Here is a 21,052-nt window from a genome sequence, read left to right as displayed (position 1 = left end):
GGTCAAGCTCTGCTACAACGACTACAACATCGAGAACTGGAGCTACGGCAAGACCCAGGGTGTGTACCGCATGATCCAGGACTTCAAGTCCCGCGGCGTGCCCATCGACTGCGTCGGCCTGCAGACCCACTTCACCGGCGGCAGCTCGCTGCCCGGCAACTTCCAGACCACGCTGTCCAGCTTCGCCGCCCTCGGCGTGGACGTGGCCCTGACCGAGGCCGATGTGACCAACGCGTCGACCTCGCAGTACTCCGGCCTGACCCAGGCGTGCATGAACGTGCCACGCTGCATCGGCATCACCGTGTGGGGCGTGCGCGACAGCGACTCCTGGCGTTCCGGCGAGAGCCCGCTGCTGTTCGACGGCAACGGGAACAAGAAGTCCGCCTACACCTCGGTGCTCAACGCTCTCAACGCCGTCAGCCCGACGACGCCGCCGAGCTCGAGCCCGCCGGCGGGCGGCGCCGGCACGATCGTCGGGGTGCAGTCGGGTCGGTGCGTCGACGTGCCCAACGCGACGCAGAACAACGGCACCCGGGTGCAGCTCTACGACTGCAACACCCAGGCCAACCAGCGATGGACCTACACCACCGGCAAGCAGCTGAACGTGTACGGCGGCAAGTGCCTCGACGCGAACGGGCAGGGCACCGCGAACGGCACCGCGGTGATCATCTGGGACTGCAACGGGCAGACGAACCAGCAGTGGAACGTCAACTCCAACGGCACCATCAGCGGCGTCCAGTCCGGCCGCTGCCTGGACGTGTGGGGCACCGGCAACGGTCAGCAGATCCAGCTGTACGACTGCCACGGCCAGACCAACCAGCAGTGGCGGACCCAGTTCGGCAGCTCCCCGTCGCCGTCGCCGTCAGCGCCCCCGTCATCGCCACCCCCGGGTGGCTGCGCGCTTCCCTCGACGTACCGCTGGACCTCGACCGGCGCGCTGGCCAACCCGCAGAACGGATGGGTCTCGCTCAAGGACTTCACCAACGTCGTCTACAACGGCCGGCACCTGGTCTACGGGTCGAACGTCAACAGCGCAGGCTCCTACGGCTCGATGAACTTCAGCCTGTTCACGAACTGGTCCGACATGGCATCGGCCGGCCAGACGGGCATGGGCCAGGGCACGGTGGCGCCGACGCTGCTGTACTTCGCCCCGAAGAACATCTGGGTGCTGGCGTACCAGTGGGGACCGACCTCGTTCAGCTACAAGACGTCGAACGACCCGACCAACGCCAACGGCTGGTCCTCGCCGCAGACGCTGTCCACCGCCAGCCTTCCCGACGCCCCGTACGGCGTGATCGACCAGACGCTCATCGGCGACGACCAGAACATGTACCTGTTCTTCGCCGGGGACAACGGCAAGATCTACCGGTCCAGCATGTCGATCGGGAACTTCCCCGGCAGCTTCGGCTCGAACTACACGACGATCATGACCGATTCGACCAACAACCTGTTCGAGGGCGTCGAGGTCTACAAGGTCCAGGGCCAGAACCAGTACCTGATGATCGTCGAAGCGATCGGCAGCCAGGGGCGCTACTTCCGCTCGTTCACCTCCAGCAGCCTGAGCGGCTCGTGGACCCCGCAGGCCGCCACGGAGAGCAACCCCTTCGCCGGCAAGGCCAACAGCGGTGCCACCTGGACCAACGACATCAGCCACGGTGATCTGGTCCGCAACAACCCCGACCAGACCAAGACCATCGACCCGTGCAACCTCCAGTTCCTCTACCAGGGCAAGAACCCCAGCGCGGGAGGCGACTACAACCTGCTGCCGTGGCGGCCGGGTGTGCTGACCTTGCAACGTTAGGGACAGGGGACTGCTCATCGCAGACCGATCCCGTTGCTGACCGCTCGGGCGTGTCCGGCGTCGACCGGCGCCGGACACGCCCGACGGGCGCCGGTCGCGCCGCCCGCCTCGATCGAGCGGCTTCACGCCGTATCAGCTCATGGTCCTGCTCTCCGGCCTCTTGCAGGGCTTGGTCCGCGACGGCGTGTCCGGGCTGCAGCAACTGCCGGTCACCTCGCTGGCCTTCAGTCACGGGGTCGCGCGCGACGCCGCGTTCACCCGCAGCGTCATCAGTCTCGACGCGGTGGCCGCCTGGTCCGGCCGGCCGGGTGTGACCCAGGCCGCCCCGTTCGGCAGCGCCCTCATCAACGCCCGCAGCAGCTCCGGCGTCGAGATCGACCTCGCGCTGTTCGGGGTCGAGCCCGGATCCTTCCTCACGCCGAAGGTCGCCACCGGGTCACCGCTGGCGGCCCCGGACGGCATCGTGGTCAGCAGCACCGCGGCCGACGCGGGTCTGCGGCTCGGTGACACCGTCACCGTGGACCGGCTCGGCACCCGGCTCACCGTCGTCGGTGTGCTGGCCGAACAGCACACCTTCGGCCACGTCGACGTCGCATACCTGCCGCTGGCCGCGTGGCAGGCGATCCACGCGGGCGCCGGACCGGGCGAACCCGTCCCCGACCGCGCCCGCCAGGAGATCACCGCCGTCGCGGTCCGGGGCACCGCCGTCGATCTCGCCGCCGGCGACGCCGCCGCGGGCACCGAAAGCATGACCCTGCCCGAGTCGTACGGCGCCTCGCCCGGCTACACCGCCGAAACGTCGACCCTGACCCTCATCCAGGTGTTCCTGTACCTGATCTGCGCACTGGTGGCGGGCGCGTTCTTCACCGTCTGGACCGTCCAGCGCAAGCACGAACTCGCCGTGCTGCGCGCCCTGGGCGCGCCCACCGGCTACCTGCTGCGCGATGGGCTGGCGCAGGCTCTGGTGCTGCTGCTTGCCGCGGCCGCCGTCGGCATCGGCGCCGGAGTCGGGCTGGGCTCCTGGGTCGGGGGCGGCGTGCCGTTCGCACTCGACGTTCAAGCTGTCGCGGTCGCCGCCGCGCTGTTGGTGGGTCTGGGACTGACCGGAGCCGCAGTGGCCATTGCTCGCATCGCCGCCGTCGACCCGGCGACCGCACTGGGAGGAAGCAGATGAACACCCCCACCGAGACCATCCGGCAGGCCGCATCCCCGGGCACGCACGACCCCGCCCAAGGTCTGGCCATGCGGGAGGTGACCCTGCTGCTCGGCGACGGCGAGGACACCGTACGCGCACTGGATGGCGTGCACCTCACCGTGGCCGCAGGCGAGTTCACGGCCGTCGTCGGGCCGTCCGGATCCGGCAAGTCCAGCCTGCTGGCGGTGGCCGGTGGGCTGGCCGTGCCCGACTCGGGGACGGTGACCATCGCCGGGCGCCCGATGACGGCGGTTGCCCGGCGAGCCCGCACCGCCCTGCGGCGGGACCTGGTGGGATTCGTGTTCCAGTCCGGCAACCTGCTACCCGCGCTGACGGCCCTGGACCAGTTGCGACTGCTGAGACGGTTCGCCTCAGCGGACGCGGTCCACCGCGATCCGATGGAACTGCTGGCCGAGGTCGGCATGGCAGGCAAGGCCGACCGGCGGCCTCACCAGCTCTCCGGCGGCGAGCGCCAGCGGGTCGGGATCGCCCGCGCGCTGGTCACCGGTCCGCGGCTGCTGCTGGTCGACGAGCCGACCGCTGCCCTCGACCAGGCGCGCAGCCGCGACATCGTGCAGATGCTCGCCCGGGAGACCCGCCGGCACGGGGTCGCCACGGTGATGGTCACCCATGACACCGAGGTGCTGCAGTACTGCGACTCCGTCTACGAGATGATGGACGGTGCACTGAGCAGGGTCTGACCGCGGGGGAGGGTGCGTGCCGAAGATTCAGGCGGCCACGGTCGCCGAGCACCGGTCGTTGCAGCGCAGGGCCTTGCTCGACGCTGCCCGTGACATCCTGGCCTTGGGCGCACCCGAGGCGCCGAGCCTGTCCGCTGTCGCACAGCGGGCAGGCTTGGCACGTTCCAGCGTCTACCTGTACTTCCGATCACGCGAAGACCTGCTCGAAGCCGTCATCGCGGACATGTTCCCCCGCTGGTCGGGCTTCGTCGCAGAGCGCATGGACAGTGCGGCGACTGCCGCCGAGCAGGTCCTGGCGTACGCCGACGCCAACCTGGAGCTGGTCGCCCAGGGCGAACACGCCGTCATGCGCGGCCTGGCCATGGCGGCGCCCGGAGCGGCCCTGGCCGAATCAAGCCGGGTGCTGCACGAGCAGTTGCGCGTGCCGCTCGTCGACGCGCTCGCCCGGTCGGGGGCGGCGCAGCCGCAGCACACGGCCGAACTGATCCAGGCGGTGGTGCGGGCCGGATCTCAGATGATCGAAGACGGAGTCCGGCCGGAAGACGTTCGAGGTCTGGTCGAGCAGCTGCTCGAGCCGTACCTGCACGCTGCGGACAGGTCCCGAGCCGTCGGGTGATCTCCCCCGCGCCGGGGACGCTGCGAGGCTGGGGGCCGACGAGGGTGGCCAGTGATCGGCCTCTGTCGATGGGTTCGACGATCGGGGAAGCGACGTCGGCCGGTGCGGTCCCGGCGGCCTCCAGCGCGTCACGGCAAGCGCTTGGCCAGCACCTGCTCGACGCGCAGCTTCTCCCGTACCGACCGCAGATCATCGGCCGTCAGGGTCACGAGGTGCGCCACCCGGGCAGCGTGGTTCCACCACGCCGGGCCTGCGGTGCAACCGTGATGTAGGCGTCGAGTAACCGGCCTCCCGCAGGCTGTCGCGGCATTCATCCTTTCGCGACAGTGGGGGCCGGGCGCCATGATGCGTCGTCTGTTCTTTTACTTCTGCGCCGCGGCGCTGCTGCTGCCGGCCGTGCCGGCGACGGCCGCGCCGCCCGCGTCACCGGCCGCCTGTGCCGAGCAGCCGACGGCACCGGAGGCGGCGCAGGCGGCCGCGCTCGCCGCCGCCTGCGACCGGCCGGTGGAGATCGAGGCGGCGCGCACCGAGTACGCCGAGGTGTACGCCGAGCCGTCCGGCACCCGGACCGTCGTCAGCTCGCTGGTGCCGCAGCGGGCCCGCACGCTGGACGGCAGGTGGGGCAGCGTCGACCCGACACTGGTCCGGATCGGGCAGGAGCTGGCGCCCACGGCGATCGCCGCGCAGGTGCGCTTCTCCACGGGGGGATCCGGGCCGTTCGTGACGATGCGCCGCGACGGGCACACGTTCTCGCTGTCCTGGCCCACGGCGCTGCCCGCGCCGGTGGTGAGCGGTGACAGCGCCGTCTACCGGGAGGTGCTGCCGGGAGCCGACCTGGTGGTCCGCGCGACCGCGGAAGGTTTCGTGCACCTGCTGCGGGTGCGCACCCGGCAGGCGGCCACCGACCCGCGCGTGCGGGACGCGCGGTACGTCGTCGGCGGGGACGCGGTGCTGGAGCACACCGCGGACGGGGGCCTGCGCGCCCGGGTGGGGCAGTTGCAGGTCGCCGCGGCGCAGGCGCCCGTCATGTGGGACACGCCGGCGGTCGGCCGCAGCGGCCGGGAGCTGGCGCTGATCGGTCTGGACCGGGAGCCCGCGCGCCGGGTCGCGGCGGTCACCGGCCGGGTCTCCGGGCGGCAGCTGCTGCTGTCACCGGACCGCGGGCTGCTCGACGATCCGGCGGCGCGGTTCCCGATCGAGATCGATCCGCTGTTCATCTCCGGCGTGGGGCAGTGGGCCTACGCGTCGGAGGACAACCAGAACGGCAACACCATGGACTCGAAGATCGCGGCCGGTGACCCGAACCCGGCAGCGGTCGCGCTGCGGGTCGGCAACGACCCGGACTCGACCCACCAGTACCGCACGTTCCTGCGGTTCACCGTCAGCGAGGCCAGGGGCCGGCAGATCCTGTCGGCGAAGATCGCCGGGCGGGTGGACCACACCTGGAAGTGCGGCGAGAACCGGTCGAACTACTTCTACCGCACCGACGGCATCTCCGCGACGCCGCGCCAGGGGTGGCCCGGTCCGGCGCTGCGGGTCAAGCTCGGCAGCAACAGCGTGCACGCCAACGAGGCCGACTGCGGCGAGGCGAACATGCCGTTCGAGGTGAGCAGCGGCACCCTGGTCGGCGACCTGCAGGCGTTCGCCGACGGCGGCCAGGACTACTACTTCGTCGGCGTGGCCGCGGCCGAGGACCTGCAGGGGACCAACGACCGGCACACGGAGCGCTACATGCGCTACTTCCTCAACGACTTCAAGCTGCACGTCACCTACAACACCCGGCCCAACAAGCCGGACAGCCTGACGGTGGACGGCAAGGCCTGCGCGACCGGCGCGAACCGGCCCTTCGTCAAGACGGTGACGCCGACGCTGCGCGCCCGGGTCACCGACAACGACGGCGACACCATGCAGGTCTGGTACGCCTACGCGAAGTGGAACGGCGCGTCGTTCGTCGACCTGGCCGGCGGTTACCAGGACGGAGTGCCCAACGGCGGCACGTCGCTGCTGACCACGCAGTCGCTGACCGACGGCGGCGTGTACACGTTCCGGGCACAGTCCAACGACTCCCCGTCGCACTCGCCGTCGCTGGCCTCCGACGTCACCGGCGTGCCCGGCAGCTGCGAGTGGCAGGTCGACGTGAGCCCGCCCGCCGTGCCGACGGTCACTGGTGACGTCTACAAGGAGGGCCCGACCGGTTGTTCCGGCGGTGCCTGCGGCGGCGTGGGCAAGATCGGGCGGTTCACGTTCAGCAGCTCGGCCGACACCCAGCATTTCCTGTGGGGCTTCACCTCCCCGCCGCAGACGGTGGCGACGCCGCAGGCCGTGGGCGGCAGCGTGAGCGTGGACTTCACCCCGACCTCGTCGGGACCGCGCACCCTGTACGTGCGGGCCGTGGACCGGGCCGGCAACGAATCGAACCGGACCTACCAGTTCTACGTCGCCGCGCAGAGCACGGCGCTGGGCCGGTGGCGGCTGGACGAGCCGGCCGGCAGCACCGTGCTCGTCGATGACACCGGGCAGGGTCGTGACGCGACGCTCACCGGTGGCACGCTCGGCGTACGCGGCCGGATCGCGCCCGGCAACGACGGCGCCCGCCGCACCGCGCTGCGCCTGGACGGCATCGACGACATGGCGGCCACCGCCGGACCGGTGCTGGCCGACACCAGCCAGAGTTTCAGCGTCGCGGCCTGGGTGAACCTGCGCGCCAACACCGCCAGCAGCACCGCGGTGGCGCAGGTCGGCGCGCACAACGGGGCCTTCCTGCTGGAGTACTCCCAGGCGTGGAACGTGTGGAAGATGACCGCGCCGTCCACGGACTCCGCCAGCCCGGCGGCCTGGCCCGGTCCGATCTCGACCAGCACGCCGCGGCTGAACGTGTGGACGCACCTGGCCGGGGTCTACGACGCGACGACCCGGGAGATGCGCCTGTACGTCAACGGGGTGCTGGAGGGCACGGCCACGGGCGTGAGCGTGTGGGACGCCGACGGGCCGCTGCACATCGGGCAGGGCATGCCGGGCACGGCGTTCGCGGGCAGTGTCGCCGAGGTCGAGGTCTGGGAGCGGGTCATCAGCGCGACCGAGGTGTTCGACCTGGCCGACCCGGTGCGCAACGCGCTGGTGGCCCGCTGGGACATGTCCGACGTCGGGCCCGGCCCGACCTACGACGCCTCGGCGCTGGCCCACGACCTGGACTTCTTCCCGCAGCCGGGCGGCCCGCAGATCCCGCCCGCGGGTGCCGGGCACACCGGCACCGGGATGCTCCTGGACGGGGTGGACGACCACGCGCTGACCACCGAGCCGGTGCTGCGCACCGACCAGTCGTTCACCGTGTCCGCCTGGGCGTACCTGCCCGCCGGGGTGACCGGCGACCGGGCCGTGTTCTGCCAGCAGGGCGTGCAGTCGTGCGGCATCGGCCTGCGGTTCGACGCGGCCGCCGGCCGCTGGCAGGCCGTCTACGGCGCGCCGGACGGCCAGTCCGGCTCGGGGGTGCGCGTGCAGTCCGCGGCCGCGCCCGCCCGTGACGCGTGGACGCAGCTCGTCGCGGTGTACGACGCGCAGCGGGCCGAACTGCGCCTGTACGTCAACGGCACGCTGCAGGGCGCCGCGGCCGTGACCAGCCCGTGGAGCGCCGACGGCCCGGTGAACCTCGGCCGCATGTGGTCGCTGGGCGCCGCGGCCAACCACTGGCAGGGCTACGTCGACGAGATCCGCGTGTACCAGGGCGTCGTCGCCGACCTGAGCCGCATCCCCTGACCGTGACCGGCTGGGGCCGCCGCCCATCAGCGGCGGCCCCGGCCGCGCATGTCCGGCACCACCCCACCCCCGACCTGGAGGACTCTCCGATGTACCGCAACGGCAGAAGCCGTTTCCGGGCCCGGCTCGCGGCCGCCGCCGCCGTGCTCACGGCCTCCACCCTGCTGGCAGCGACCCCCGCCGCCGCCGCGCCGTACCGTCCCGGCAGACCGCAGCGGGAACCGACCGTCCCCGGGGTGACCTTCACCCCACCGGCAGTGGCGGTGCCGCCGACCGGGACACCGTTCCGGCCGCCGGCACCGCTGTGGCCCACTGGCGCCAGCGCCGAGGTCGACCTGACCGGCACCGCCACCGGCCGGACCGCCGACGGTGCGGTGGCCGTGAGCGGTATGCCGGTGACCGTCAGCGGCGTCGACGCCCGCTCGCCGCAGCGGCTGCGGGTCGACAACCTGGGCCGCCGCGCGGGGCTGGACGGCATCGTGCTGCGCGTCGCACCCACCGACGCGACCAAGTCCGCCGACGCGACCGGGTCCGTCGACGCGGCGGGCAGGTCCGGCAGCGCGCGGGTGAGCGTCGACTACCGCACGTTCCGGTGGGCCTACGGCGGCGACTGGGCGTCCCGGCTGACCCTGCAGCGGCTGCCGGAGTGCGCGCTGAGCACCCCGCAGGCGCCCGCGTGCCGCGGGGTGCCGGTCACCGGCGTCCGCAACGACGTCGTGACCGGACAGCTCAGCGGCCTGGTCGACGTGGCGTCCGCCGGGGGAGTCCTGCTCGCGGTGACCGCGGGCAGCTCCGGCGGCGGCGGCGACCACAAGGCCACGTCGCTGGCGCCGTCGGCGACCTGGAGCGCGGGCGGCAACTCCGGCGACTTCTCGTGGACCTACCCGATGCGTATGCCGCCGGCGATCAACGGCCCGAAGCCGTCGGTGAGCCTGCAGTACTCGTCGGCGTCGGTGGACGGGCGGATGGCCTCGACCAACAACCAGGCGTCATGGATCGGCGACGGGTTCGACTGGCAGCCCGGCGCGATCGAGCGCCGCTACAACGCCTGCGCCGAGGACATGGGCGACGGGGCCAACAACACGGTCAAGACCGGCGACCAGTGCTGGGAGACCGACAACGCGACGCTGTCGCTGCCCGGCCACGCCGGAGAGCTGATCAAGGACGCCGCCGATCCGAACCTGTGGCACCTGCGCTCTGACGACGGCACCCGCGTCGAGCGGCGCACCGGCGGCCCGAACGGCGACAACGACGGCGAGTGGTGGCTGGTCACCACGGTCGACGGCACGAAGTACTGGTTCGGCGGCCGGTCCGGGGCCGACTCGACGCTGACCGTCCCGGTGTACGGCAACCACAGCGGCGAACCGTGCCGCCAGACCGCGTTCGCCGACTCGTGGTGCCGGCAGGGCTACCGGTGGCTGCTGGACTACGTCGTCGACCTCAACGGCAACACGATGACCTACACCTACACCAGGGAGACCAACAAGTACGGCCGCAACAACAAACCCGAGGACGACACCGGCTACGACCGCGACGGCTACCTCGCGAAGATCGAGTACGGCACCCGGGTCGACCTCGCCGGTCCGGCGCCCGCGCAGGTGATCTTCTCGGTCGCCGACCGGTGCCTGGCCGGCTGCACGGTCAAGGACGGCGCGCACTGGCCCGACGTGCCCTTCGACCGCGAGTGCGCGGCGGCGACCTGCCTGCCGTCGCAGAACTCGCCGACGTTCTGGAGCACCAAGCGGCTCAGCGCGGTCACCACCCGGGTGTGGAACGGCACGACCCACACCGACGTCGAGTCGTGGACGCTGACCCACACGTTCCCCGACTCGGACTCCCCGACGCTGTGGCTGTCGAAGCTGTCGCACACCGGCCTGGTCGGCACGGCGACGCCGGTGCCGGACACCACGTTCGTCGGGGTGGTCATGCCCAACCGGGTCGACACCGACAACGACCAGTTCCCGGCGCTGAACCGCTACCGGATGAAGACCATCAACTCCGAGACCGGCGGCAAGCTCGACCTGACCTACACCGACCCGGACTGCGTACGCGGCAGCCGGGTGCCGGACAAGACCGCGCTGCACAACAACACGCTGCGCTGCTACCCGGTGAAATGGCAGCCGGAGGGCCAGACCGAGCCGATCGACGACTTCTTCCACCGGTACCTGATCAAGGATGTGGTGGAGGCGGACCTGTCCGGCTCGTCGTCGCGGGTGCTGACGCACTACGACTACGTCGGCGACCCGGCCTGGCACTACACCGACGACGACGGCTTCCTCAAGAAGGAGTACAAGACCTGGTCGGTGTGGCGCGGCTACGCCACCGTGCGCACCACCAAGGGCGACCCCGGCGAGCAGACCCGGGAGGAGCGGCGCTACTTCCGCGGCATGCACGGCGACAAGCTGCCCACCGGCACCCGCTCGGTGGTGCTGCCCGCCATCGCCACCGGCGGCGTGCCCGCGGTCGCCGACGAGGACGCGTTCTCCGGCATGACCCGGGAGACGATCACCTACAACGGGCCCGGCGGAGCGGAGGTGTCGGCCACCGTCACCGAGCCCTGGCAGTCGGCGCCCACGGCCAGCCGCACGATCAACGGCGTGACCGTGCACGCCCGGCGCACCGGCCAGCTGGCCGAGCACCAGCGGACCACCCTGGACAAGAACAGGCCCGCCCGGACCGGCACGACCGTCAGCGAGTTCGACGCGTACGGCATGGTGGTCAAGCGGGAGGAGCACGGCGACGACGCGGTCGCCGGCGACGAGCGGTGCCTGCTGACCGACTACGTGCGCAACAACTCGGCGTGGATCCTGGACCGGGTCGGCCGGGAGCGGACGTACGCGGTCGACTGCGCGAAGGTCGCCGCCGGCGGCCTGACCGCCGACGACGTGATCAGCGACGACAAGACCAGCTACGACGGGCTCGCCTGGAACGCCGCGCCGACCCGCGGCCTGCCCACGCGGCTGGAGACGCTGTCGTCGTACGCCGGGGGCGTCGCCGCGCACCAGGTCGAGCAGCGCAAGACCTACGACGCGCACGGCCGGGTCTACGAGACCTGGGACGTGCGCGGCGGGCGGTCCACCAGCTCCTACACCCCACCGGTCGGCGGGCCGGTCACGGCCAACACCGAGACCAACGCGATGGGCTGGATCAAGGTCACCGACGTGAGCCCGGCCTGGGGTTCGCTGACCGGCTCCGTCGACACCAACGGCCGCCGCCTCGACTACGCCTACGACGGGCTGGGCCGGCTCACCGCGGTCTGGCTGCCCGGCCGGGACAGGTCCAGCCAGTCGCCGAACGTGCGCTACGAGTACCTGGTGCGCAACAACGCGCCGACGGTCATCACCACGCAGCGCCTCAACGCCGCGGGCGGCTACATCACCAGCTACCTGCTGCACGACAACCTGCTGCGGCTGCGCCAGACCCAGGAGCCCGACGCGGCGGGCGGGCCCGGCGCGGTGGTCACCGACACCTACTACGACTCGACCGGCCGGGCCGCCAAGACGCACAACACCTACCTCGCGGTGACCGCGGCGCTGCAGCCGGTGCCGCCGAGCACCCAGCTGTTCCTGCCCAGCGGCAACATCCCGTCGCTGGACGTGAAGGTGTTCGACGGCGCGGGACGGGTCACCGAGGAGATCCACAAGGTGAACGGGCCGCCCGCCAGCCCGGGCGGCACCGAGACGTGGCGGACCAGCACCCGCTACGGCGGCGACCGCGTCGACACCACCCCGCCGCAGGGCGGCGTGGTCACCTCCAAGGTCACCGACATCGACGACGCGATCGTCGAGCTGCGCCAATACCACCAGGGCGTGGCCGCGGGCGGCGACAGCGGCTTCGACCGCACCCGATACGAGTACGACCGCAAGGGCAAGCTGGTGAAGCTCACCGACCCGCTGGGCGGCGCCTGGACCTACGCGTACGACCTCAAGGGCCGCCAGATCAAGGCGGTCGACCCGGACAAGGGCACCACCACCAAGTCCTACAACGACGCCGGCGACGTGCTGTCGACCACCGACGACAACGGCGACACCCTCGCCTACACCTACGACGAGATCGGCCGCAAGACGACCCTGCGCGACGGGTCGGCGACCGGCCCCAAGCGCGCCGAATGGTTCTACGACACGCTCACCAACGGCGCCGTCGTGCGCGGCGAGCTGGTCAAGACGGCCCGCTACGACGCGGGCGGAGCCTACGAGAAGGAGTACGTCAACTTCACCGTCGACTACAAGCCCACCGGCATGCGGATCACGGTCCCGGCCGGGCCGACCACCGGCGCGCTGGCCGGGGTGTACAACTACGTCTACACCTACAACCAGGACGGCTCGCTGGCGACCACCCGGCTGCCGGGCGGTGACGACCTCGGGCTGGAGACGCTGACCCGCGGCTACAACGCGCTCGGCAAGCCGGTGACCCTGGGCACCTCGCTGGGCGGCACCCTGGTGGCCGCCCCGGACCAAGACACCCCGGGCACCGAGTACACCAGCTTCGGCGAACTCGCCGCGGTGCACCTGCGGCACAACGGCGGCCCCCGCGCCGACGTGGTCCGCACCTACGACGCGGTCACCCGGCGGCTGGCGCAGGTCTGGACCACCCGGGCCACGACCCCGACCACCGTCGCCGACGTGCGGTACTCCTACGACAAGATCGGCAACGTCACCGGGATCTCCGACGTCACCGCGGGCGACCACCAGTGCTTCCGGCACGATCACCTGCAGCGGCTCACCGAGGCGTGGACGACGGCCGGCGGCGACTGCGCCCCCGACCCGACGGTCCCGGCCGGCCCGGCGAAGTACTGGAGCTCGTTCACCTACGACGAGGTCGGCAACCGCACCAAACTCGTCGAGCACGCCACCGCGACCGGTGACCGGACCACCAGGTACACGATCGAGCCCGGCACGCACCAGCTCACCGGCACCACGATCAACGGCATCGCCGACGCCGCCTACGGCTACGACGACGTCGGCAACACCGTGTCCCGCCCGGCCCCGGCCGGCGGAGTCCAGCGGCTGACCTGGGATGCCGAGGGGCGGGTCAGCTCCAGCCAGGACAGCACCGGCACCACGTCGTACGTGTACGACGTCGACGGCACCCGGCTGCTGCGCAAGGACCCCGGCGGGCAGACGCTCTACCTGCCCGGCCAGGAGCTGCGCGTCACGACCGGCAGCACGGTACGCCGGTGCACCCGCTACTACTCCCACGCCGACCAGGTCGTGGCCACCCGCAGCGCGGCGGGTGTGACCTGGCTGTCCAACGACCTGCACGGCACCGCGCAGGTCTCCGTCGCCGCCGTCGGGCAGGCCGTGTCGATCCGGCGGCAGACCCCGTTCGGGGTGCTGCGCGCCACCACCGGCACCTGGCCCGCCGCGATGGACAAGGGCTTCGTCGGCGGCACCAAGGACAACACCGGCCTGACCCACCTCGGCGCACGCGAGTACGACCCGGTGATCGGCCGGTTCGTCTCGGTCGACCCGGTCATCGACGACAAGGACCCGCAGCAGCTACACGGCTACTCGTACGCCAACAACAGCCCCGTCACCAGCTCGGACCCCGACGGCATGTGGCCGAAGAAGCTCGACGACGCGCTCAAGAAGGTGCCCGGCGTCAGCGCCGCCGCCAACGTCGTCAAGTCCGGCGTCAGCGCCGCGGCCAAGGGGGTGTCCAATACCGCCAAGTTCGTCTACAACAACGCCGGGGCGATCTCGGCGGGCCTGGGCGTGGCCGCGATGGTCTGCTCGATCGTGCCACCGCTGCAGGTGATCGCACCGGCACTGGGCGCGGCCTCGGCCCTGGTCGGCGCGCTCGACACCTTCAAGTCGTGTGCCGACGGCGCTGGACTCGACTGCGCGCTGGGCGTGGTCGGGATGGTCCCCGGCCTGCGCGTGATCAAGGGAGCCAAGGCGGCGACGAAGGAGGCCATGGCCGCCGAGAAGGCGGTGAAGGCGGCCGAGGACGACATGGCGGCCGCCTGGATGAAGGGCATGCCGAAGAACACCAGGCAGCAGCGCGGCATCTTCGACCGCCGGGTCAGCGCGGCCGAGAACTCCTACGCGGCCGCCGTCGCCGACACCCTGGACTGGCGCAAGCAGCTCATCCCGCGCACCTTCATGGACGGGCTGGACACCTTCTGCTTCGTGGAGAACGTGATCTGGGAGGGTGCCAAGGGCGCGCACTACATCGCCACCGGCGACCGGGACCGGTACTACTCGACGAACCGCACCAAGATCGCATTCCAGTCGCCTCCGTCCGAGTCCAAGAAGCCCAGTGCGGCGCTGCCCGCCCAGTCCGGATTCGCCAACAAACCCATCTCCACCTGACCGCCACCAGCCGGGACGGCGGGGAGGAATTCCGCGCCGTCCCACCCCACCACGACGCCCACCCAGGAGGTAACTTCCAGCAGGAATCCTCTTAGGAGCGTCATGCGGTTCGCTGCACTCGGGCCCCTGGTCATCCACCGCGACGACCAGGGGCTCACCCTGCCGTCCCGGCTGGAACTGCTGCTCGGCCTGCTACTGGCCCGCGCCGGCCACCCGGTCGGCCCTGACGAGGTCGCCGACACGCTGTGGGAAGGCGACCAGCCCCCGGCCGCCCGCAAGACCATCCAGGTGTACGTGCACCGGCTGCGCCGCCACCTCGACCACGAGGACCGGCTCACCCACACCCACCAGGGCTACCGGCTCGCCGTCACCCCCGGCGAGTACGACGCCCACGGGTTCGAGCAGCTCACCGCCGACGCGCAGACCGCCCGCGAGCGCGGCGACCTCGACCGCGCCGGCGCGCTGCTGGACCGCGCCCTGTCGATGTGGCGCGGACCCGCGTTCGCCGGCCTGCCGCGGCTGGGTGCGCTCGCCGCCGAGGCGGCCCGGCTCGACGAACGGCGGATCATCGCGTTCGAGGAGCGGGTGCGCGTCGACTTCGACCTCGGCCGGCACGCCGCGACCGTCGAACGGCTCACCGCCGCCGCGGGCGAGCACCCGTACCGCGAACGGCTGCAGGGCCAGCTCATGCTCGCGCTCTACCACGCCGGACGGCAGGTGGAAGCGCTGGAGGCATACCGGCGCACCCGGCACCTGCTGGTCACCGAGGTCGGCGTCGAGCCCGGCGCCGAGCTGCGCCAGATCCACCAGCAGATCCTGGCCGCCGACCCGCGCCTGGACCCGCCCCCGGCCGGTCCGCCCTCGGCAGGTCCGCCCCCGCGCAGCTTCCTGCCGCACGACATCACCGACTTCGTCGGCCGGGACGCCGTCATGGACACCCTTGGCGGGCAACCACCGCCGATCAGCCTGCTCACCGGCATGGCCGGCGTCGGCAAGACCGCGCTCGCGGTGCACTGGGCCCACCGGTCCATCGCGTCGTTCCCCGACGGGCAGCTCTACATCAACCTGCGCGGCTACGACGACAGCCCGCCGCTGCGGCCCATCGAATCGCTGCTGCACCTGCTCAGCTGCCTGGGCGTGTCCCGGGAACGGCTCCCCATCGACCTCGACGACGCCGCGGCGCTGTACCGGTCCCTGCTGGCCGGCCGCCGCACGCTGATCATCCTGGACAACGCCCGGTCCGTGGACCAGGTCCGGCCGCTGCTGCCCGGCACCCCCGGCTGCTGCGTCCTGGTCACCAGCCGCGAGCTGCTCACCGGCCTGATCGCCCGCGACGGCGCCCGACGCCACGGCGTCGAGGTGCTGCCCGATCGGGAGAGCCTGGCCCTGCTGACCAGGCTGCTCGGCGCCGACCGGGTCGACGCCGAGCCCGACGCCGCGCGACGGCTGGCCGAGCTGTGCGGCGGACTCCCGCTGGCGCTGCGGATCGCCGCCGCGCAGCTCGCCGACCGGCCATCGTGGACGATCAGCGCCCACGTCGCCGCGCTGCTCGACAACGGGCAGGTCAGCACGCTCGCGATCCTCGGCGACGAGCAGCACGCCGTGCGGGCGGTGCTCGACCAGTCGTACCGCAGCCTCGACGACGCGGTGGCACACACGTTCCGGCTGCTGGCCGCCGTGCCGGGCGCCGACTTCAGCACCGCGGCCGCGGCCGCGCTGACCGAGCAGCCGCCGCGCACCGCCGAACACCACCTCGACGTGCTGGTCACCGCACACCTGGTCCAACGCCTCGCCCCGGACCGGTACACCCTGCACGACCTGGTCCGCGACTACGTGCGCACCCGCGCCGCCGACGACCAGCAGCTCGCCCACGCGCTGCGGCTGCTGCTGGAGCACTACCGCACCGTCGCCGTGCACGCGAACTCGTTCGTCACCGGCGCGGGCGCGCCCAGCGCGGGCGCGAACCCGGGTGGCGTCGGCAGTGCGGCGCAGGCCATGGCGTGGTTCGAGGCCGAGCGGGCCAACCTCGTCTCGGCGGTGACCGCGGCCGCCTCGGCGAAGGAAGCCGAGCTGGCCTGCGGCCTGGCCCATCCGCTGTGGCAGTTCTTCCACCTGGCCGGGTACGTCAGCGACTGGATCACCACGTTCGAGTGCGCGCTGAGCACCATCGACGGCGTCGCCGAGGAACGCACCAAGTACTACATCCTCAACTCCCTCGGCAACGCCTACTGCCAGGCGGGCCGCTATGAGCAGGCCATCGCGGCGCACCGGACGTGCATCGCGGGCCGGGAGGCGCTGGGCGACCACCCGGGCGCGTCCAGCTCCCGCAACAACCTGTGCGCCTCGCTGGAACGCACCGGACGGTTCGAGGAGGCGCTGGCCGAGTCGCAGATCGCGCTGCGGGCCGCCCGCCGCCACGGCGACCGCGCGACCGAGTCCCTCGTGCTCGGCTCGGGCCTGCCCGCCGTCTACCACCGGCTCGGCCGCTACGAACAGGCGCTGGACTGCCTGCGCCAGGCCCTGGTGATCGATCGGGAGCTGGCCTCGCCGTTCCGGATCATCCGGACGATGACCAACCTCGGTCTCACGTACCAGAAGCTCGGCCGGCCCGCGGAAGCCCTGCGCGTGCTCGACGAGGGCCTGCAACTCGGCCGCGAGGTGGGCGAACGGGTCACCGAGGGGCTGATCCTGGGCTGCGTCGCCGACGCGCACCGCGACCTGGGCGACTACGAGACCGCCATCGCGACCCGGCTGCGGGCCAACGAACTGATCCGGCAGGCCGGCTTCCGCGGCGACGAGGCCGAGAGCGAGGTCAACCTCGCCGAGACGTACCAGGCCGCGGGCCGTCTCGGCGACGCCCGCGCGACCTACGCCAAGGCGCTGGCGATGGCCCAGGAGCGCGGCGAGCCGCCGCAGGAGGCACGCGCCCTGCTCGGGCTGGCCCGGCTGCTGCGGACCGCCGACCCGGTCCCGGCGGGCAGGTACCTGCTCGCGGCGATGGCGCTGCAGCACCACCTGTCGGCCGCCGACGCGGCGGCGCTGGCCGAACTCGCCGCACCCGACCGCACCTGACGGACGACAGCGCGACGTCAGCCGGTGATGCTGAACGTGTCGCCGTACACCTTCCACCTCAGCGGCAGGGCGAGGTTGAGGTTCCCGGCCTTGAGGAACACCCGCTGCGCGGTGTCCACCCGGCTGGTGTCCTCGTGCGCGGACTCGGTCCGCATCGCGGCGACCCGGGCGTCGAGGAACGCGTTCAGGTACGCGGTCTCGTCGCCGCCCTGCGCCGGGGGCCGGGCGCGTTTGAGCGCGGCCGCGCGGATGCCGCCGAAGCTGACCGGGTCGTCGCCGGGCCCGTGCATCACGATCGCGTCGTAGTAGATGAACTGGCCGAGCGCCCGCAGCCCGTCGGACTTGGCCCGCGCGACGGCCGGGTTGAAGTACATCCCGTCGCGCACATCGTTCTGGGCCTGCTGGAACGCCTTGTCGCCGGCCGCGGTGGCCCACGCGGCGGTGAAGCCCGGGTCGAGCCCGGCGTGCGAGGCCGACCCGTTGACGCGCCGCAGCGCGGCAAGATAGCCGGCCAGCACGTTCGACGGCTTGCGCCGGGTGTACTGCTCGACGAGCTCCAGCATGTCGCCGGTGCCGGAGCAGAAACCGATGATGCCGCCGGTGTAGCCGCGGCCGTCGCCGATGTCCTCGATGTAGCGGTACTGGGCCCGCCAGTTCAGCGACGAGTTCTCCGCACTGGACACCAGCTGCATCGCGATGTCCTTCAGTTTCGGGTCGTCGAGCCCGGCCCGGGCTGCAGGCCGCACGGAAGCCGCAGGCCGTGTGCTCGGCGTGGCCGACGGTCGCGGCGACGCGACGGCCGTGACGCTCGCGGAAGGCGTCTGTGGGACCGGTGACGGCGCGGCGGTCGCCGTCGGCGCGGCGGCGAGTCCCGACGGGGCGGTCGGCTGTTCCTCGTCGGGGATCACGAGGACGGCCAGCACGGCGATTCCCGCGACCGCAGAGGCTGCCGTGCCGGCCATCCAGACCCTGGGGTCTTTTCGCCTCATCGGGATCCTTCCGTCGAGCGTCTCCGGCGTGCCCGACAGACCGTATTACCTGCGCGGCGCACGCGCCACGGACACTCGTGGAGCGACGAGTGGAGCGGCCCGCCGCGTGCAGGCGTGAGCCAGGGAATTCCCCGTGGCCGCGATGGTCGCCCCGCGGATTTCACGCAGTCCTGCTCGTGCAGCCGCTCGGCGGTCGCGACACTCCCGTCAGCGCTACACAAAGTAGTCGATTAGTTACTTTGTGCAACTTTTCACTATCCTGCTCGAGTGGTGGAATCGAGACAGGCGCTGGATCAGGAACGGGCATACCTGGCCGGTTTCCAGATGGTGTGCGCCGACGAGGACATCGCCGAGATCGCCGAGGAGACGTTGGACAGGCTTTCGGCGCTCGCGGGTGCCGACCGCCTGCGCGACGTCCACCAGACCGGCCCCGGAGCCTGGGTGCTGACCACCGAAGACGGCGCAGTCCTGCGGGTGTCAGCGGGACGCCCGGCCCGGCGGCGAGCCCACCCGCCCCAGAGCCTGCTGCTCAGCCTCGCCATCGAACCGGGCGCCGGCCTGCCGGCAGGTCGGCGCGAGCATTTCGCCGAGGTGCTCGAAGAGGTCGCGTTCACCCGGGTCGAACTGCACCGCCTGGCCAGGGAGCTGCCGCTGCTGTCAGGACTCGTCCGGACCCTGCCCTCGAAGGTGCTCGGCGACACCGCGCTCATGGTCATGGGTCACTTCATGAGCGACCTCGTGGTGCAGGTGGAGACCGCGCTGGCGCTGGGCGCCCGCGCCGAAGCGCTGACCGTCATCGACAAGGGCTACCCGTACCGGCTCACGCACCGGGTCAAGGCGCACCTGCGCCAGCTCGGCGTGACCATGTTCCCGGCGGGCCAGGTAATGGCCGCCGCCGAGTCCCACGCCCGCCGCTCCCAGCACCTCGGATGCGCGCGCACGATCGCCGTCGACGACGGCGGCTACGTGCTGCCCGCCCTGCTCGACGAACGTCCCGACCTGGTCGCCGGCTACGACGGCCTGGTCGAGCAGACCATGTCGGGGATCTACCGGCTGGAGAAGTACGGCGACCGCATCCCGCTGCCGGTCCTGTCGGTCGCCCAGTCGCGGCTCAAAGGCACGATCGAGTCGTACTGGATCGCCGAGGCGGCCGTGGCGAACCTGCTGCGGCTGATGCCGGGCGAGAAATGGGAGGGCAGACCCGCCCTGGTCATCGGCTACGGGCAGATCGGCGCCGAGATCGCACAGCTGCTGCGGCAGCGGCGGATGCGCGTAGCCTGCCACGACAGGGACCTGCTGCGCCTGGTCAGCGCACACGAGCACGGCTACCACACCGGAACCGACCTCGCCCGGCTCATCGCCGAGCACCGCCCCTGGCTGATCGTGGGCAGCACCGGACGGACCTGTCTGGGCGTCCCCGAGCTGTCGGCGGTACGCCGAGACTGCGTGCTGGCCAGCGTCACCAGCCGGACCGTCGAGTTCGACCTGCCGGCGCTGACCGGCCTGGCCGAACACGTCGAAGACCTCGACGTCGAAGGCACCAGGTTCGTCCTGCCCCACGGAGTGCGCATCGACGTGCTGGCCGACGGATACCCGGTCAACTTCCACCACGCCGAGAGCGTGCCCAACCGGCAGTCCGACCTCATCATGGCCGGCCTGCTCGTTGGCGCCGCCGCCCTGGCCGACCCCGGCCACCGCTTCCAACCCGGCCACAACGTCGCACTCAGCGACCGGACCCTGGAAACCAGCGGCCTGCTCGCGGACTTCTACCGCCTGTACGGGCCCGACGCCGACCACCGGCCCGAACGAAGGAGCCACCCATGACCGCCGCACCGGCCACCAGGCCACCGCTCGCCGAGCGCCTGGACCTGGCCCCGCACCCCGAAGGTGGCTGGTACCGCCGCACCTGGACCAGCCCCGTCCCGGCCGGCTGCGACTGCCCCCACCAGGCCGCCTCCGCCGTGTACTACCTGCTCCATCCCGGCGAGGAGTCGGCCTGGCACCGGGTCTCCTCCGACGAACTGTGGCTCTGGCACCAGGGGCTACCGCTCGAACTGCGCCTCGGCGGGACCGGACCCGCACCCGAGGCCGACGCGGCCCCGACGCTGCTCGGCGGAGACCCTGCCGCCGGGCAGCACCCGCAACTACTCGTCCCGGCCGGGACCTGGCAGAGCGCGCGACCGACCACCGGGCCGGCCCTGGTCACCTGCGTTGTGTCGCCCGAGTTCCGGTTCGCCGATTTCCAGCTGCACACCCACCACGAAGGAGAACCCGCATGTACCGCCTGACGATCCTTTACGGACACCCGGCCGACCCGCAGGCATTCGACGACTACTACCGCGACGTCCACCTGCCGATCGCCCGGCGGATGCGCGGACTCAAGCAGTGGACGATCGGCCGCTGCGAGGCCGCCGTCGCCGGCCAGACCCCGCCGTACCACCTCATCGTCGGGCTCTACGCCGACACCCGCGAGGACCTCGAGGCCATCCTCGCGAGCCCCGAAGGCCAGGCTGCGGTCGAGGACGTGCCCAACTTCGCCACCGGCGGGGTCACCTTCCTCTACAACGAGGACCACCACGTGCAAACCGCACCGGTCACGGTCTGACCGGAA

11 protein-coding genes are annotated in these 21,052 nt (G+C 71.9%); 10 read left to right on the top strand and 1 reads right to left on the bottom strand.

Annotated elements, in window-relative coordinates; translation table 11 throughout:
* From HAV39_RS36825 to HAV39_RS36795, 7 genes are all read left to right on the top strand, one after another.
* On the top strand, positions 1-1,801 hold a 1,801-nt coding region (locus HAV39_RS36825), incomplete at its 5' end, for a non-reducing end alpha-L-arabinofuranosidase family hydrolase (protein WP_191843786.1).
* A gap of 139 nt (positions 1,802-1,940) precedes the next feature.
* Positions 1,941-2,975 (top strand): ABC transporter permease, encoded by a 1,035-nt coding sequence (locus HAV39_RS36820; protein ID WP_191843785.1) that lies wholly within the window; start codon positions 1,941-1,943, stop codon positions 2,973-2,975.
* Positions 2,972-3,697, top strand: a complete 726-nt coding sequence (locus HAV39_RS36815; protein WP_191843784.1) for an ABC transporter ATP-binding protein — start codon at positions 2,972-2,974, stop codon at positions 3,695-3,697. The genes HAV39_RS36820 and HAV39_RS36815 overlap by 4 nt, the downstream gene beginning before the upstream one ends.
* 16 nt (positions 3,698-3,713) lie before the next feature.
* Complete coding sequence (locus tag HAV39_RS36810) at positions 3,714-4,313, top strand: TetR/AcrR family transcriptional regulator (protein ID WP_191843783.1); 600 nt, start codon at positions 3,714-3,716, stop codon at positions 4,311-4,313.
* Between the two features lie 342 nt (positions 4,314-4,655).
* Positions 4,656-8,066 carry a LamG domain-containing protein gene (locus HAV39_RS36805; RefSeq protein ID WP_191843782.1) on the top strand — a complete coding sequence of 1,137 codons (3,411 nt, stop codon included), beginning with the start codon at positions 4,656-4,658 and terminating at the stop codon, positions 8,064-8,066.
* Positions 8,067-8,068: 2 nt separating this feature from the next.
* On the top strand, positions 8,069-14,380 hold the full coding sequence (locus HAV39_RS36800) for an RHS repeat-associated core domain-containing protein (RefSeq protein WP_191843781.1): 6,312 nt from the start codon (positions 8,069-8,071) through the stop codon (positions 14,378-14,380).
* A 102-nt stretch (positions 14,381-14,482) separates the two neighbouring features.
* Positions 14,483-17,452 (top strand): AfsR/SARP family transcriptional regulator, encoded by a 2,970-nt coding sequence (locus tag HAV39_RS36795; RefSeq protein WP_191843780.1) that lies wholly within the window; start codon positions 14,483-14,485, stop codon positions 17,450-17,452.
* A 17-nt stretch (positions 17,453-17,469) separates the two neighbouring features.
* Here HAV39_RS36795 and HAV39_RS36790 read toward each other — a convergent pair whose 3' ends face one another.
* Positions 17,470-18,441 (bottom strand): chitosanase, encoded by a 972-nt coding sequence (locus HAV39_RS36790; RefSeq protein ID WP_275413955.1) that lies wholly within the window; start codon positions 18,439-18,441, stop codon positions 17,470-17,472.
* A 267-nt stretch (positions 18,442-18,708) separates the two neighbouring features.
* Between HAV39_RS36790 and HAV39_RS36785 the strand changes: the two genes are divergently transcribed.
* The 3 genes from HAV39_RS36785 to HAV39_RS36775 are packed head-to-tail and all read left to right on the top strand — an operon-like array spanning position 18,709 to position 21,046.
* Entirely contained in the window at positions 18,709-20,265 is a 1,557-nt protein-coding gene (locus HAV39_RS36785; RefSeq protein ID WP_191843779.1) for a Rossmann-fold NAD(P)-binding domain-containing protein, read from the top strand.
* Entirely contained in the window at positions 20,262-20,729 is a 468-nt protein-coding gene (locus tag HAV39_RS36780) for a cupin domain-containing protein (protein ID WP_191843778.1), read from the top strand. The genes HAV39_RS36785 and HAV39_RS36780 overlap by 4 nt, the downstream gene beginning before the upstream one ends.
* On the top strand, positions 20,717-21,046 hold the full coding sequence (locus HAV39_RS36775) for an EthD family reductase (RefSeq protein ID WP_191843777.1): 330 nt from the start codon (positions 20,717-20,719) through the stop codon (positions 21,044-21,046). The genes HAV39_RS36780 and HAV39_RS36775 overlap by 13 nt, the downstream gene beginning before the upstream one ends.
* Positions 21,047-21,052: the final 6 nt, after the last annotated feature.

The sequence above is a fragment of the Catellatospora chokoriensis genome, assembly GCF_011297315.1.
Classification (GTDB): domain Bacteria; phylum Actinomycetota; class Actinomycetes; order Mycobacteriales; family Micromonosporaceae; genus Catellatospora; species Catellatospora citrea.
The sequence above is the reverse complement of the archived record's forward strand: the minus strand, read 5'-3'. Positions and strand labels throughout refer to the sequence as shown.